The sequence below is a fragment of the Clostridium sp. MSJ-8 genome (assembly GCF_018918325.1).
GTDB lineage: Bacteria > Bacillota > Clostridia > Clostridiales > Clostridiaceae > Clostridium.
Map to the genome: position 1 here is coordinate 1 of NZ_JAHLQH010000020.1, position 16553 is coordinate 16553.

The following is a 16553-nucleotide window of genomic DNA, read 5'->3' on the forward strand; positions in this document are numbered from 1 at the left end:
TGCTTGCATAGAATCTTTCCATTCATTAATAAAGAAAGAAGAAATTTATAGAAATAAATACCGAACCTTTGAAGAAGCTAATGTTGCTATTTTTAAGTATATTGAAGGTTGGTATAACAGGAGAAGACTGCACTCTTCTATTAATTACATGACTCCAGAACAATGTGAATTATTAGCTAGAAGTACAGCATAAAAAAGTTTGACTTTTTGTGTCCAAAATATTGACATAAGACCAAATATATAATTTTCGAGTTTATATAAATAGAATATAAAGGTTGACATACAAAAAAGAAAGGATTAATATTGAATTGCAGGTAAAATTTATATATAGTTTTTATTTGCAATTTACTAAAGGGGAGATGAGAGTATGGAAATTAAAGAACATAATGCGAATCTTTACAATATGGAAGATTCAGAAACTTCTATGAATTATGCTAGTAGTGGATGTTCATGTTCATGTTCATGTTCATGTTCATGTTGTTGTACATGTGCAGCTATATCAGAAGAATAGTATTTTGTGTAAAGAGCTTGCCTGAAAGTCAGACAAGCTTTTTATATATGTTTTTTGGGGGGAAAATGAAGATAAATGATGAAATTATAAAGATTGAAAACTTAGAAGTTAAATTTAATGATACAAAGGTATTAGACATAAATGAGAATATTGTAATTAATGAAGGTGATATAGTAGGTATTATTGGAGCTAATGGTGCTGGAAAATCAACATTGATTAATTCAATAATTAATCAAGTTAAGTATAATGGAAAAATTGAGTGTAAGTTTTCTAAAGATGAATTAGGAATTCAATTTCAAGATAACTCATATAATAAAATAATGAAAGTTTACGAACTTATTCAAATTGTTACAAATAAGAAAAAATTTGATTGTGAAATTAAAAAATTATTTGATGAGTTTGATCTTAATAAAATTCTTAAAAAAAGAATTGGTAAATTATCGGGCGGCGAAAAACAAAGACTTACATTGTTTTTAGTTTTATATTTAAAACCTAAAATAATGATTTTTGATGAACTTACTACTGGGTTAGATTTTCAAAAAAGAAATAAATTATTAAAAATAGTGAAAAATTATTCAGAAGGAAGAACTGTATTAACTATTTCGCATTATTTTGAAGAATTAACTGGGTGGGCAAATAAAGTTTTAATATTGGATAAAGGGAAGATTGTGTTTTATGGAACTATTGAAGAACTCAAGAATAGATATAATCATAGAGCTATATATAAAATAAAAAAGGTATACAGAAATGAAATTAAAAATTTATATAAGGATAATAAGCATATTAAAATAATTGAAAATTTTAATGATGAAATTGATGCATTAGTTTTAATTGATTCTGTAGAACAACAAAATTTGGTTCAGGAACTAATGAATAGAAATATAAGTTATGAAATGGAATTGTGTAATCTGTATTCACTTTATACATTAGCAATTAGTCAAATGAAAGGAAGTGAATAGATATGAGAAAATATCTGTGGATTGATTTGAAGATAATGTTTAGAATTCCTTTGTCTGTTTTTTTTACAATTGGATATCCACTTATTATGATGGTTATTATTATGCTATCTTATGGAAATGCATCAATTGGAGGTGGTTATACTTTAATAGATAAATATTTTATGATAGCAATTGGAATAGGAATATTACCATTAACACTAATTTCATTTCCCATGTGGATAGGAAATAATTTGGAAAGTAAAAGTATGCAAAGATTATCTTTTTTTAGGGTTAAGGCATGGAAAATGGTAATTGGAGATATTTTAGCACATTTAATATTGTCTTTAATAAGTATGGCAATTGATATTGTTTTTGCTTATATAGTATTTAATTTACACTTTCCAGACATTAAATATTTCTTGGGATTTTTAATTCAATATATACTTGCAGTAGTTATATGTATGTTAATAGGAGGTACTTTTTCATTTCTATTTAAAAATACACAAATATTAATGCCATTTGGTCTTGTTGTAATGTTTGTATTATATATGTTTTGTGGAGTATTTATAACCTTTGATGAATTACCAATAACATTTAAGAATATAGCAAAATTTATACCAATGAAATATGCAATGAATGATTTTTTCTATATTTGGACAGAGGAATATGTATGGAATGAAACCTTTATTAAGTTATCATTAATATATTTAATAATTTTTTCAACTATTTTATTGTTGTTAATTTGGAAATATAGTAAAAAGAAAAATTTTAATAATGAGGGAGGAATTAAGTGATGAAAAACAATCAGTTTGCAAGAGTATGTGTTGAGATTGTTGTAGGAATAGTAATTTCTGTTTTATTATCAGCTATTTTAATAGCTTTTGGATATTACAAGATTAAAAGTTCAGATTTAAGTAGTTATAATGTTAGTTTTATAGGATTTGATTTATATAAAATTAGTAAAAGTGGTGGAGAATATGTAGGGCAAGCTTTAAATCAAAATATGTCAATAATAGGAATTATATGGTCTATGGTAGTTGTATTAGTAAATGAGACAAGACTTTATATAAAAAGTAAAAAAATAAAATTAAATAAATAAAATACAATAAAAGGTGATGTATATGGGAAATTTTAAGATAAAAGGAATGTTAAATCAACACTTAAAAATAGAAAGAGATAGTAATAATCTTACCAATAATAATAATGCAGCAATTTATAGTCAAATTTTAGCTGGAAATTTTGAGTCATATGCATATAATTACTTATTGAACTTGGGCTTTATGAGATTAAGTGATGTTAAGAGTATTGGTATGTACAATGAAATGAATTTGGCAGCAAATATAAGTGCAAATAAAATATATGAAGAAATTAAAGATGAGTATACCATTAAGTTACCAGAAAAATTGGTTAAAGTAAAAAAAAGTGTTACAAACACACTAGAGGAAAGACATAGTGCAAGGGACTATAGTGGAATCACTATGAAGTTAGATGAATTTTCTACTATAGTAAAATATAGTTTTGGATTGGCAAAAAGAACTATGAATTATAATGGTATAACTGCTACTACTAGATATTACGCTTCTGGTGGCGGCTTATATCCAATATATCCTTATTTTTTAATAAATAAAGTTAAAGGAATTAAAAAAGGACTATATAGATATCAACCTTATACGCATAGTTTATATCCAATTGATGGTGATATGAAGATAGAACAACTTCTTCAATATGGTAATTTTGATTTTGATGATTATTGTTTTTGTGTTTTATATGAATATGATTTTGATAGAAATTATTTAAAGTATGGTGAATTATCATTATTAACTACTTTAGTAGAAATAGGAATAATGTCTCATAATTTTGAAATAATGTGTACAGCTTTAGATTATTCCGCATGTCAAATTGCGGGATTTGATAAGCAATATGCTGAAAAGTGTATAGGATTAGATGGAATAAATAGTCATATACTATTTACAAACATTTGTGGTAAAGAATAAATATAAATAGGGGGATTAGTATGAGTAATATTATTGAATTTATAAAACCAAACGATTTAATAGTAATAGAAGGTGAAAATGAATTTGTTATAAGAAAGGGATTTTTACATATAAATGAAATTATTATTGATAAGAATGGAAGTTCTAATTCATTCATTAAGGCAATGAGAGAATTTATACAAAATAAGAAAATAGATTTAAGTCAAAATGATTCAGCTTATGAAGACTTTATGCAACTAACTAAGTTTGGATTGATTGATATAGCTATGAACAAAAACTTTTTATTAATAATCAATAAAAATTATAAAGATATGGTTAATAATTTATGTCCTGATTCAATACAAGTAAAAACAATTGAAGAAATGTTAAGCAATGAAGATATTAAAACTTTGACAGAAAATAAAAATGTATTAAAGTTAAATGAATTATATGATAAATTCTCAAGTAAACTTAAAAATTATGATCATATTTATTATTTAAATCAATTTTGCAATTTAGTTACCAATAGAGCATTTAACAGGATAATCAATAAACTTGATATAGAGTATACTATAGGCATTTTTGATAATGACAATATTTATTTAACAGGAATAAAACCTAACTATACTGGATGTTACGAATGTTTGGAAAAACACATAATAAGTAAATTCTCAGGAACAATAAAACAATATGAAGATCAATATAATAATTCGTTGGAAGCAATTAGTGATAATGCTGATATAAGTTTGGTAATAGGTATGGTTTTAAAAGATATGAGTAATATTAATAAATATGGAGCTAGTTCATTAACAGGAAATGTAATACATTTTTATACTCCAAATTTTGAATACTCATATAATGTTAATAGAAAAAATTCAAGCTGTTCAGTATGTGCAACAGTAAATAATGTTAAATTTGAAGAACAAAATATTCGTTCTGTAAATGTTATAAAGGAGGTCTTGTCTAAATGATAAATATTGAAAATACAATAGAATATAACGAATTTAGACAAAAAATTTTGGGAGGAAGAGTAACTTCAATATGGAAAAGTGATAGCTTTTTTAAAGGAGCAAAATCATATCCAATTGTTAATTTTAATTATTTAACATCTGAATTTTCAGATTTTGAAAAAAATATTTTTGAAAAAAACCAAAAAATGATTTATCATTTAAGTGGTTATGGGACTACATATAATGAAGCAGTAGCAAGTTTTTTAGGTGAAAGTGTTGAAAGATATTCATTTGCTTCATTTTATAGTATTATTAAAAATTATGTGATTAAAGATTCATATAAATCATTAGTTAATAAATATGGTGAAGATAAAGTATGTAATTTAAAGTATATTAATTCTTATTTTAGTGATAAAGATGAAAAATATTATGTGAATGAAAATGATGAATTACAATGGATTGCTTTAAATTCATTAATTGAACTTGGCGAAAAGGTATATATTCCTTTGCAGTTTATAGTATCTAATAATGGAACAATTTTTGAAAATGAAAAGCCATTTATGACATCAGCTGTATCGACAGGAACTGCATGTCACGAAGATATAATAAAAAGTTTTGAAAATGCAGCTATTGAGTATTTACAAATAGATTCATTTAATTTATGGTGGTATGGTGGTATAAAAGGAAAAGATATAAAAGTGAACTTAGAAGAATTTTTACATGAATACTTTAAAGATAAGAAAGAAGTAAAACAATTTTTGGAAAATTTCAGTGTTAATTTTACAGATATATCATATGATAAGAATATTGATATTATAGTATGTGAAGTATTTGGACAAAAGGAAGGATTGCCTAAATATACAGTTGGTGTTCAAGGTGGGAAAGGTATGAAAAAAGTGTTGTATAGAGGGTTTATGGAATGTATAGCAGTTTTAGAATATAATATGAACCTTCCTTGGATGGACATAAATAAATATGAATCAATAACTAAAAAAAGTACAAAAATTAACAATCTAGACGATAATGTTATAATGTATTCTAAATATGGAAAGCCTTCTATAGTTAAACATGATTATGATTTTTATAAAGGTATAAATGTATCTAAGAACTATAACTTAATTGAATGTATAAAAAAATATAGTAAATATGCAGGCTTTTTAAGAATAACATTGCCTGAATTTGAAGGCTTAAATTTAGAAGTGGTTAGGGTTTCTGTGCCGGAAATATTACCCTTATGCTTACCTTCATATCCTCCATATTTTCATGAAAGATATAAGAAAATAGGAGGTATACGCAATAATGTTCCACATCCTTTGGCTTAATATACAATTGATATTAACTCTTTTTCCAGGAATATTAATGTTTGCTTTCGGAAAAATTCCTTTATTTAAGAAAATAAAAGGAATGGACTTATATGTTATAAGTCTTGTTATGGTGGTATTTTTAAACATATATGATAAATTTAATAAGTTAATAATTATGTTTGTTATAGTCATTTTTTCGTTAATATCTTTCATTTTAGAATATGTATTTAATGAATGGAAAAATTTTAATTATAAAAAATTTACTTATATGCTTTCGCAAATAAAAAAAACAGTATATGTAATGATTTTATTTCCTTGTTGTGAAGAATTAATTTATAGATATTTTTTATATATGCATATGAAAAGATTAGTTGATAATATATATTTATATTTTATCCTTTCTGTTGTAACATTTGTGTTTATACATTTTTTTAATCAAAAAATAAAATGTTTTTATAAAATACCATTTGCAATTTTTGAATGTATAACATTTATTTTATTTAAAAATATCTTTGTTTGTATAATGATTCATATGAATTTTAATATTTTAGTTTATGCGTATAATACTATAAAGTATAGTCGAGGAAGAATAAGTTAATAAAAATAAGTTAGTAAAATAATCTGTGTAAACTTAAACCTGCTAAAAATAATCAAATATAATTTACAAATATTTTTAGCAGGTTTACACTTAAGTACTATATTTAAAACACTTATCTACAACTACAAATAAAATACAATTTTCTAAAAAGTAAAAAAGAGGGGTGATTTTCACCCCTCTTAAAATATATTGCAATATATTTTAGCAGATTCCTTGAGCTAGCATAGCGTTAGCAACTTTTTCAAATCCAGCTATATTAGCACCCATTACATAGTTTCCTTCATGTCCGTAACGTTTAGCAGCATCATCCATGTTGTGGAAGATGTTAACCATTATGTTCTTAAGTTTAGCATCAACTTCTTCAAAAGTCCAGCTTAATCTTTCACTATTTTGAGACATTTCAAGAGCTGAAGTTGCAACACCACCAGCGTTTGCAGCTTTACCAGGAGCAAATAATACACCGTTTTGTTGTAAGTATTCAGTAGCTTCTAGAGTTGTAGGCATGTTAGCACCTTCACATACTGCAATAACACCATTAGCAACTAATGCTTTTGCATCATCTAAGTTTAATTCGTTTTGAGTAGCACATGGAAGAGCTATATCAACTTTAACATTCCATACTCCTCTTCCTTCATGGTATTCAGAATTTGGTCTGTAGTTCTTGTATTCAGTTAATCTAGCACGTTTAACTTCTTTTATTTCTTTTAATGCAGCTACATCAATACCTTCAGCATCGTAAACCCAACCAGTTGAATCACTTACAGTAACAACTTTTGCACCAAGAGCTTGAGCTTTTTCAGTAGCATAGATAGCAACGTTTCCTGAACCAGAAACTGCTACAGTCTTACCAGCGATATCTATGTTGTTGCATTTTAACATTTCGTTTGTTAAATATAATAAACCGTATCCAGTAGCTTCAGTTCTAGCTAAAGATCCACCGTAAGTTAATCCCTTACCAGTTAAAACTCCTTCGTATACGTTCTTTATTCTCTTGTATTGACCAAACATATATCCGATTTCTCTAGCACCAGTACCGATATCTCCAGCTGGAACGTCAGTATCAGCTCCTATATGTTTACATAATTCTGTCATAAAACTTTGGCAGAAAGCCATAACTTCTCTGTCTGATTTTCCTTTTGGATCGAAATCAGAACCACCTTTACCACCGCCGATTGGTAGTCCAGTAAGAGAATTCTTAAAGATTTGTTCGAAACCTAGGAATTTTATAATACCTAAGTTAACAGATGGGTGTAGTCTTAGACCACCTTTGTAAGGTCCTATAGCACTGTTGAATTGTACACGGTAACCAGTGTTAACTTGTACTTGTCCTTTATCATCAACCCAAGGTACTCTGAATTTTACTTGTCTTTCAGGTTCTACTAATCTTTCAAGTAGAGCTTCTTTTCTGTATAACTCTTCGTTAGCTTCAATAACTGGTCTAAGTGAATTTAAAACTTCTTTTGCAGCTTGGTGAAACTCAGGTTCGTTTGGATTTTTTTTAATTACTAATTCAATAATTTCGTCGACATACGCCATTGTAATGCCCTCCTCTATGATATTTAATTATTAAATGGAATAAATATAAATAAGGTAATACTAAGAATGTTGTTATCTATAATGAGTTAAAGTACTTCATTGTGATTAACTGTTCATAGAAATATATGTATAAATATCCCACAACCATTATATTATAACATTTATAAAGAAAATAAAAGAAAAAATATTTAATTGAGGAAAAAATATTTTTTGGTACAATTATATTTGGAGGCGTAAAAGTTATATATTACAGTACATAGAAAGGTGTCTTGAAGAAAATGAAAAATAGAAGAAATTTAATAATGTTGTTAGTTATGGCAATATTAGTTGTTATATTGTGTGTTATTGGAACTAATATTGCGTTTAGTAATAAGAACAAAGAAAAAAATATAAAAAGTAATATTGCTTCAATAAAAACGAATACAATTGGAGAAGAAGTAATATTAGAAAAGGAAGAAGAGAAAGAAGAGCCAGTAGAAGAAAAACAAGAAGAAGTTAAAGAGAGTGATTCAAAAGATATACAAGAAGAGCCTAACACAGAAACAATTAATAACACAGGCAATAAAATAGTTGTAATAGATCCGGGACATGGAGGATCTGGAAATTCAGGAATGGAACTTCAGTCACCAGATTCCGATATATTAAAGATAAAAGATCCTGGTGGTTGCGTAGGTGTTAATACAGGAATCCCAGAGTATAAAGTTGCTTGGGAAGTTTCTATGAAGCTAAAAAGTTTGTTGGAACGCAATGGAATAACTGTAATTTTAACCAAACAAGATATAAATGAATCTCCTGGTAATATAGAGAGAGCAGAAGTTGGTAATAACAATAATGCAAGCTTAGAAATAAGAATACATTGTGATTCTGCAAGTTCAAGTAATGCATATGGAGCAACTACGTTAGTTCCTGGATATATTGGTTACAGCAAGGATGTAGCTGATGTAAGTAAAGGATATGGAGAAATTATACAAACTTCGTTAGTTAGTAAATGTAATATGTATAACAGAGGAGTAGTTACAAGAGATGATTTAACTGGATTTAATTGGTCTAAGGTTCCGGTGATTTTAGTGGAATTAGGCTTTTTATCTAATCCTAATGAAGAACAGCTTCTTATATCTGATGAATATCAGAATAAATTAGCTGAAGGAATGGCTGAAGGAATAATCAAATGTTTAGAGAGTTAGAATATATTTAAAATTATTTGGGCATAATACATATAAATAACTAAAAGAAAAGGTGATTTATATGTACAATAGTGATATGGAAGTTTTATTAAAACTTTCAGAGAAAAAACTTAAAAATGCAGACAATAATCCAGGCAAATATATAGGCAGAGCTATTGTGACTGGATTTTTTGTTATAGTTGCAATCATATTATCTTATACTGCTGGAGCAATTCTATATGATAAGTATCCTGAATTCTCAAAGATAATGGTGTCTGCTACTTTTTCATTTGCATTAGCACTTATAGTTTTTTTGAGTGGAGAGCTTTTTACTGGAAATAATCTTGTTATGTCTGTAGGTTTATACAATAAGAGAATATCTATTAAAGGATTATTAAAGGTATGGATATATAGCTATATAGGCAATTTTATAGGATCTGTAATTTTAGCATTTTTATTTGTGAAAAGTGGAGCTTCTATAGCGATTATAAGTCATTATATAGAGGGAATAGTTGATGCTAAACTTAATTTATCTATTTCAGAACTTATACTTAGAGGTCTACTATGTAACTTTATTGTATGTTTGGGATATCTTACAGGAATTAAGATGAAAACAGAATCAGGTAAGCTTATTATGATGTTTTTCTGTGTGTTTGCATTCATTATAGCGGGATTTGAACATAGCGTTGCTAATATGGGGGTATTTTCTATTGCCTATTTTTCATTAGGTGGCATACCTATTATGCTAGCATTAAGAAATTTATTATGGGTTACAATAGGTAATATAATAGGTGGAGGTGTGCTTTTAGGACTATCTACAGTATATATAAGCATAGAAGAAATTTAATTTATAAAAAATTAATACTAATTTACAGAATAGATATTCTACAAGGTGCTATAATAGAATTGTAATAAATTTATTATAAAAGGGAGTGGGACATATGGATGATAAAGTTCTTATAGCAATTGTAGCTTGTCTATTTGTCTGTTTATATACAGTTATTAGTAGTTTTGAAAAGAAATTGAATAAAATAGAAATGAAAATGGATAAGATTGCTGAAAAGTTAGGGATTAATGAAGAAACATTAAGTGATGAAGTGCAAAAGGAGATAGAAGAACTCGTCAAACAAGGCAATTTAGTTCGTGCAATAAAGATATATAGAATGGAAACCGGTGTGGGATTAAAAGAGGCAAAAGAATATATAGATGATTTATGCAATAATAGATAAAACATCTAAGTGGTAAACTGGAGACTATTACTAGAATTAGGGGATGAAGGATATGGAGAAGACAATGGATTTAAAAATTAAAAATGGAACTATGATGCAATATTTTGAATGGTATCTTCCAAGGCAATCTAAATTATGGAATATGGTTAGTGAAGAAGCTAAGCATTTATCAGAGATAGGAATTACTGCTATATGGTTGCCACCATCATATAAAGGCATGGATGGAAATAATGATGTTGGATATACTGTTTATGATTTATATGATTTAGGTGAGTTTGAGCAAAAAGGCTCTGTAGAGACAAAGTATGGAACTAAGGATGAATATATAAATGCTATAAAAAGTTTAAAAGAAAATAAGATTCAAACATATGCAGATATATCATTGGATCATAAAATTGGTGCAGACGATATGGAAGAAGTAGAAGCAATAGAGCATGATTCTGGCAATAGAAATATTGAAGTTGGTGGTAAAAAAAAGATATTTGCATGGACAAAGTTCGAATTTCCTGGTAGAAAAGATACTTATTCTAGTTTTAAATGGAATTGGACACATTTTGATGGAGTTGATTGGGATGCAAAAGCAAAAAAAAGTGGAGTATATAGATTTGCAGGCAAGAATTGGGATCAAGATGTAGATGATGAAAATGGAAATTATGATTTATTGATGGGAGCAGACTTGGAATTAAGCAATAGTGAAGTTGTTGAGGAACTTAAGAATTGGGGAAGATGGTATCTAGATACAACAGGAGTTGATGGATTTAGATTGGATGCAGTTAAACATACAAGTTATAATTTCTTGGTAGATTGGTTAACTACACTACGAAAAGAAAGTGGTAAAGAGTTATTTTCAGTAGGTGAATATTGGAATGCGGATATTAATAAGTTAACCGCATATTTAGAGAATACTAAAGAAGATATGTCATTATTTGATGTTCCTTTGCATTTTCATTTCTGTGATGCATCTTATAGTAATGGTAATTATGATATGAGAAATTTATTAAAAGGAACATTAGTAGAAAGAAATCCAATTAGAGCCGTAACATTTGTTGATAATCATGATACGCAAGTAGGACAAGCATTAGAATCATGGGTAGCACCATGGTTTAAACCTCTAGCTTATTCTGTTATCTTGTTAAGAGAACAAGGCTATCCATGTGTATTTTATGGGGATTATTATGGAATAAAAAGTCAAAACATAGATTCAATGAAAGAAGTTTTAGACAAACTACTTTACTTAAGAATGCATTATGCATATGGTAAACAAAATGATTATTTTGATCATTGTGATATTGTTGGTTGGACAAGAGAAGGAATCGAAGAAAACGAGAATTCAGGCTTGGCAACAATAATGTCTAATAGATATAGCGGCAGTAAAAGAATGTATGTTGGGACAAGATATGCAGGACAGTATTTTTATGATTATTTAGGAAACAGAAAAGAAAAAATAAAAATCGAAAATGATGGCATAGGTAATTTTACTGTGGAAGGTGGTTCGGTTTCTGTATGGATTGTAGAATAATTCCTATATATAGCAATTAAGTAAAAAATACTATACTAATTGTTGCAATAATTGAGAAAAATTTTAAAAGCTAAAAAAAATATATTTTTTCTAAAAAAAACAGCAAATTATTTCAAAATCCATTTACAGATTAGATAAATTGTAGTATATTAATAAGTACTTAAAGCAAAAAGCTTAAATTTTTAAAACTAAATATGATGTGTAGGAAGGAAAGTATGTGTATGGAAGATGTAAATAATATTACTACAAATACAAGCAATGGGGCTTATAAAGCGTACAATCCTGAAGGGGAAGTAAGTAACAATACTTATGGAATGTATGATCCTAGATTTGAACACGATAACTGTGGTATTGGAGCCGTAGTTAATATCAAGGGAGTTAAATCTCATGATACTGTTGCAAATGCATTAAAGATCGTAGAGAACCTAGAACACAGAGCAGGCAAAGACGCCGAGGGAAAGACTGGAGACGGAGTCGGAATTTTATTACAAATTTCACATAACTTCTTCTCTAAGGCTGTAGTTCCACTCGGCTTTTTTTTAGGCTCTGAAAGAGATTATGGTGTAGGTATGTTCTTCTTTCCACAGGATGAACTTAAGACTAAACAAGCAAAAAAAATGTTTGAAATTATTGCTGAAAAGGAAGGCGTAGAAGTAATTGGTTGGAGGGAAGTACCAACTAATCCAGATGTTTTAGGAAGTAAAGCAATTGACTGTATGCCTAATATAATGCAATGTTTTGTAAAGAGACCGGAATCTATTCCACAAGGAATTGAATTCGATAGAAAATTATATATAATACGTAGAGTATTTGAACAAAGTAATGATAACACTTATGTTGTTTCATTATCTAGTCGTACTATAGTTTATAAGGGAATGTTCTTAGTTGGACAATTACGTCTATTCTTTGAAGATTTACAAAGTCCAGATTATGAATCTGCTATTGCATTAGTACACTCTAGATTCAGTACTAACACTAATCCAAGTTGGGAGAGAGCACATCCTAACAGATTCATAGTTCATAATGGAGAAATAAATACTATTCGTGGTAATGCAGATAAAATGCTAGGTCGTGAAGAAAATATGGCTTCTAAGTACCTAGAAGGAAATATGCATAAAGTTGTTCCTGTTGTTAACCAAGAAGGTTCTGATTCAGCTATGCTTGATAATACGTTAGAATTCTTGGTAATGAGTGGAATGGATTTACCACAAGCAGTTATGATAACTATTCCTGAACCATGGAGTAAAGATGAAAATATAAGTAAATCTAAAAAAGATTTCTATCAATATTATGCAACAATGATGGAACCATGGGATGGCCCTGCATCAATACTATTTAGTGATGGAGATGTTATGGGAGCAATACTTGACCGTAATGGATTAAGACCATCTAGATATTACATAACTACTGATGATAATTTAATTCTTTCATCAGAAGTTGGTGTACTTGAAATAGAACCAGAGAAAATAGTAGTTAAAGATAGATTAAGACCAGGAAAAATGTTATTAGTTGATACTGTAAAAGGTGAATTAGTAGATGATAATGAATTAAAAGAACGTTATGCTAAGAGAAAGCCTTATGGTGAATGGTTAGATCAAAACTTAATAAGTTTAAATGACTTAAAGATACCTAATAAAAAAGTACCTGAATATACAAAGGAAGAAAGAGCTAGACTTCAAAAAGCCTTTGGATATACTTATGAAGATTATAAGTCAGCAATATTGCCAATGGCATTAAATGGTGGCGAAGCTACTGCAGCAATGGGTATTGATATTCCACTTGCAGTATTATCAAAGAAGCATCAACCATTATTTAGCTATTTCAAGCAATTATTTGCACAGGTTACTAATCCACCAATAGATGCTATTCGTGAGAAGATAGTAACTTCAACTGATGTATATATAGGCGAAGATGGTAACTTATTAGAAGAAGCAGCTGAAAACTGTAGAGTACTTAAAGTTAATAATCCTATATTAACAAGTACAGACTTGATGAAGATAAAAAATATGAATGTTCCAGGATTTAAAGTGAAGGAAATCCCTATAACTTTCTATAAGAATACATCATTAGAAAGAGCTATTGATCATTTATTTGTAGAGGTAGATAGAGCTTATCGTGATGGAGCAAATATTCTTATATTAACAGATAGAGGAGTAGATGAAAACCATGTTGCTATTCCTTCATTGTTAGCTGTTTCAGCTCTTCAACAACACTTGGTTAAAACTAAAAAGAGAACTTCAGTAGCTATGATACTTGAGAGTGGAGAACCTAGAGATGTACATCATTTTGCTACATTATTAGGATATGGTGCTTGTGCAATTAATCCATATTTAGCTCAAGAAAGTATTAAAGAATTAATAGAAGATAATTTATTAGATAAAGATTATTACGCTGCTGTACAAGACTATGATAATGCAATTCTTAGTGGAATTGTTAAGATAGCATCAAAGATGGGTATATCAACTATCCAATCATATCAAGGTTCACAGATATTTGAAGCTATAGGAATAAGTCAAGAAGTTATTGAAAAATACTTCACTAATACAGTAAGTAGAGTTGGTGGTATCACATTAAAGGATATTGCAAGAGAAATTAATGAATTACATTCTTCTGCATTTGACCCATTAGAATTATCATTAGACTTAACATTAGATAGTATGGGTAATCATAAGCTAAGAAGTGAGAAAGAAGAACATTTATATAATCCTTTAACAATATATTTACTACAAGATTCTACTCGTAATGGAGATTATGAGAAGTTTAAGAAATATACAGCACATATTAATCAAGAAAATGATTATATGAATTTAAGAGGATTATTAGATTTTAATTATCCAGAAGAAGGAATTCCACTAGAACAAGTAGAAAGTGTTGATTCAATAGTTAAGAGATTTAAGACTGGAGCTATGTCATATGGTTCTATATCAAAAGAAGCACATGAAACTTTAGCAATAGCTATGAATAAGATTCACGGAAAATCAAATAGTGGTGAAGGTGGAGAAGACTTAGATAGATTAACAGTAGGACCAGATGGATTAAATAGATGTTCAGCAATAAAACAAGTTGCTTCAGGTAGATTTGGCGTTACATCTAGATATTTAGTAAGTGCTAAGGAAATTCAAATAAAGATGGCACAAGGAGCAAAACCTGGTGAAGGTGGACATTTACCATCAGGAAAAGTATATCCATGGATAGCTAAAACTAGACATTCAACTCCTGGTGTTGGACTAATATCACCACCACCTCATCATGATATATATTCAATAGAAGACTTAGCTCAATTAATATATGATTGTAAAAATGCTAATACTGATGCAAGAATATCAGTTAAGCTTGTTTCAGAAGCTGGAGTAGGTACAGTTGCAGCAGGTGTTGCTAAAGCTGGAGCACAAGTTATATTAGTTTCAGGATATGATGGAGGTACAGGAGCAGCTCCTAGAAACTCTATTCATAATGCAGGTCTTCCATGGGAATTAGGTTTAGCTGAAACTCATCAAACATTAATAAAGAATGGATTAAGAGAAAAAGTTATTATAGAAACAGATGGTAAGCTTATGTCAGGTAGAGATGTAGCAATAGCAGCTCTATTAGGTGCTGAAGAATTTGGTTTTGCAACTGCACCACTTGTTACTATGGGATGTGTAATGATGAGAGTTTGTAATCTAGATACTTGTCCTGTAGGTATAGCAACTCAAAATCCTGAATTAAGAAAGAGATTTAAAGGTAAGCCGGAATATGTAATTAATTTTATGAAGTTTGTTGCTGAAGAATTAAGAGAAATAATGGCTAAACTTGGAGTTAAGACTGTAGATGAATTAGTAGGAAGAACTGATTTATTAAAACAAATAAATGTTGAAGAAGGTAAGGCTTCTACAGTTGATTTATCTAAAATACTTAATAATCCATATGCTGGAGAAGAATACAAAGTAGAATATAACAACAAAAATATATATGACTTTGAACTTGAAAAGACAATGGATGAAAAAGTATTACTTAAGAAGTTAAAACCAGCTTTAAATAGTAAACAAAAGAAAAAGATAGAAGTAGATGTTACAAATATTGATCGTACATTTGGTACAATATTCGGAGCAGAAATTACTAAGAAATATGGTGATGATAAGCTAGAAGATGATACATTTACAATTAAGTGTCATGGTAGCGGTGGACAAAGCTTTGGAGCATTTATTCCTAAGGGATTAACTCTTGAATTAGTTGGAGATAGTAATGATTACTTAGGTAAGGGACTATCTGGTGGTAAGATAATTGTATATCCACAAAAAGAAGTTAAGTTTAAAGCTGAAGATAATATAATAATTGGTAATGTTGCATTCTATGGTGCTACTAGTGGTAAAGCTTTCATAAACGGTGTAGCTGGTGAAAGATTCTGTGTTCGTAACTCAGGAGCAACAGCTGTTGTTGAAGGAGTAGGAGAACATGGTTGTGAATATATGACTGGTGGACGTGTAGTAATCTTAGGTAAGACAGGTAGAAACTTTGCAGCAGGTATGAGCGGTGGTATAGCTTACGTATTAGATGAAGATAGCGATTTATACATGAAGCTTAATAAAGAACTTGTTTCTTCTGAACCTGTTACATCAAAATATGATGTACTTGAATTGAAAGAATTAATAGAAGAACATGTAGCAAATACAGGCTCTGAAAAAGGTAAAAAGATTTTAGATAACTTTGGAGATTATTTACCAAAATTCAAAAAGATATTACCACATGATTACAAACGTATGCTTAACACTATAGTTCAAATGGAAGAAAAAGGACTAAGTAGTGAACAAGCACAAATAGAAGCATTCTATGCTAATACAAGAGGATAGGAG

Annotated in this window: 15 protein-coding genes; 14 read left to right on the top strand and 1 reads right to left on the bottom strand. The window is 28.8% G+C overall.

Annotation, left to right across the window (positions count from 1 at the left end):
* The 9 genes from KQI77_RS03945 to KQI77_RS13260 form a co-directional block, all read left to right on the top strand.
* A partial coding sequence (locus tag KQI77_RS03945) for an IS3 family transposase (protein ID WP_216388604.1) occupies positions 1-193 on the top strand: 193 nt, incomplete at its 5' end.
* A 174-nt stretch (positions 194-367) separates the two neighbouring features.
* The gene (locus KQI77_RS03950) at positions 368-511 is read left to right on the top strand and encodes a streptolysin S family bacteriocin (protein WP_216388606.1); all 144 of its coding nucleotides are present in this window, start codon (positions 368-370) and stop codon (positions 509-511) included.
* A 65-nt stretch (positions 512-576) separates the two neighbouring features.
* On the top strand, positions 577-1470 hold the full coding sequence (locus tag KQI77_RS03955; protein ID WP_216388608.1) for an ATP-binding cassette domain-containing protein: 894 nt from the start codon (positions 577-579) through the stop codon (positions 1468-1470).
* Positions 1471-1472: 2 nt separating this feature from the next.
* Positions 1473-2243, top strand: coding sequence for an ABC transporter permease (locus tag KQI77_RS03960; protein WP_216388610.1), 771 nt, complete (start codon positions 1473-1475; stop codon positions 2241-2243).
* The gene (locus tag KQI77_RS03965) at positions 2243-2548 is read left to right on the top strand and encodes an LlsX family protein (protein ID WP_216388612.1); all 306 of its coding nucleotides are present in this window, start codon (positions 2243-2245) and stop codon (positions 2546-2548) included. Before KQI77_RS03960 ends, KQI77_RS03965 begins: the two co-directional genes overlap by 1 nt.
* Before the next feature lie 22 nt (positions 2549-2570).
* Positions 2571-3443 (top strand): SagB family peptide dehydrogenase, encoded by an 873-nt coding sequence (locus KQI77_RS03970; RefSeq protein WP_216388614.1) that lies wholly within the window; start codon positions 2571-2573, stop codon positions 3441-3443.
* Between the two features lie 20 nt (positions 3444-3463).
* Positions 3464-4393 carry a bacteriocin biosynthesis cyclodehydratase gene (locus KQI77_RS03975; RefSeq protein ID WP_216388616.1) on the top strand — a complete coding sequence of 310 codons (930 nt, stop codon included), beginning with the start codon at positions 3464-3466 and terminating at the stop codon, positions 4391-4393.
* Positions 4390-5694 (top strand): YcaO-like family protein, encoded by a 1305-nt coding sequence (locus KQI77_RS03980; protein WP_216388618.1) that lies wholly within the window; start codon positions 4390-4392, stop codon positions 5692-5694. The genes KQI77_RS03975 and KQI77_RS03980 overlap by 4 nt, the downstream gene beginning before the upstream one ends.
* 250 nt (positions 5695-5944) lie before the next feature.
* Complete coding sequence (locus KQI77_RS13260; protein ID WP_367397274.1) at positions 5945-6274, top strand: CPBP family intramembrane glutamic endopeptidase; 330 nt, start codon at positions 5945-5947, stop codon at positions 6272-6274.
* A 201-nt stretch (positions 6275-6475) separates the two neighbouring features.
* Here the strand turns inward: KQI77_RS13260 and gdhA are convergent, their stop codons facing one another.
* A complete protein-coding gene (gdhA, locus tag KQI77_RS03990) occupies positions 6476-7810 on the bottom strand; it encodes an NADP-specific glutamate dehydrogenase (protein WP_216388622.1) in 1335 nt (444 codons plus the stop codon).
* A 278-nt stretch (positions 7811-8088) separates the two neighbouring features.
* On the opposite strand from gdhA, the gene KQI77_RS03995 reads away from it, so the two are divergent.
* The 5 genes from KQI77_RS03995 to gltB all read left to right on the top strand — a co-directional run bounded on the left by KQI77_RS03995 (position 8089) and on the right by gltB (position 16550).
* Complete coding sequence (locus KQI77_RS03995; RefSeq protein ID WP_253289333.1) at positions 8089-8994, top strand: N-acetylmuramoyl-L-alanine amidase; 906 nt, start codon at positions 8089-8091, stop codon at positions 8992-8994.
* 61 nt (positions 8995-9055) lie between these two features.
* Entirely contained in the window at positions 9056-9820 is a 765-nt protein-coding gene (locus KQI77_RS04000; protein ID WP_216388624.1) for a formate/nitrite transporter family protein, read from the top strand.
* Positions 9821-9914: 94 nt separating this feature from the next.
* Positions 9915-10202 carry a hypothetical protein gene (locus tag KQI77_RS04005; RefSeq protein WP_216388626.1) on the top strand — a complete coding sequence of 96 codons (288 nt, stop codon included), beginning with the start codon at positions 9915-9917 and terminating at the stop codon, positions 10200-10202.
* A 52-nt stretch (positions 10203-10254) separates the two neighbouring features.
* Positions 10255-11721, top strand: a complete 1467-nt coding sequence (locus KQI77_RS04010) for an alpha-amylase (RefSeq protein WP_253289334.1) — start codon at positions 10255-10257, stop codon at positions 11719-11721.
* Positions 11722-12035: 314 nt separating this feature from the next.
* Positions 12036-16550, top strand: coding sequence for a glutamate synthase large subunit (gltB, locus tag KQI77_RS04015; protein ID WP_253289336.1), 4515 nt, complete (start codon positions 12036-12038; stop codon positions 16548-16550).
* Positions 16551-16553 lie beyond the last annotated feature (3 nt).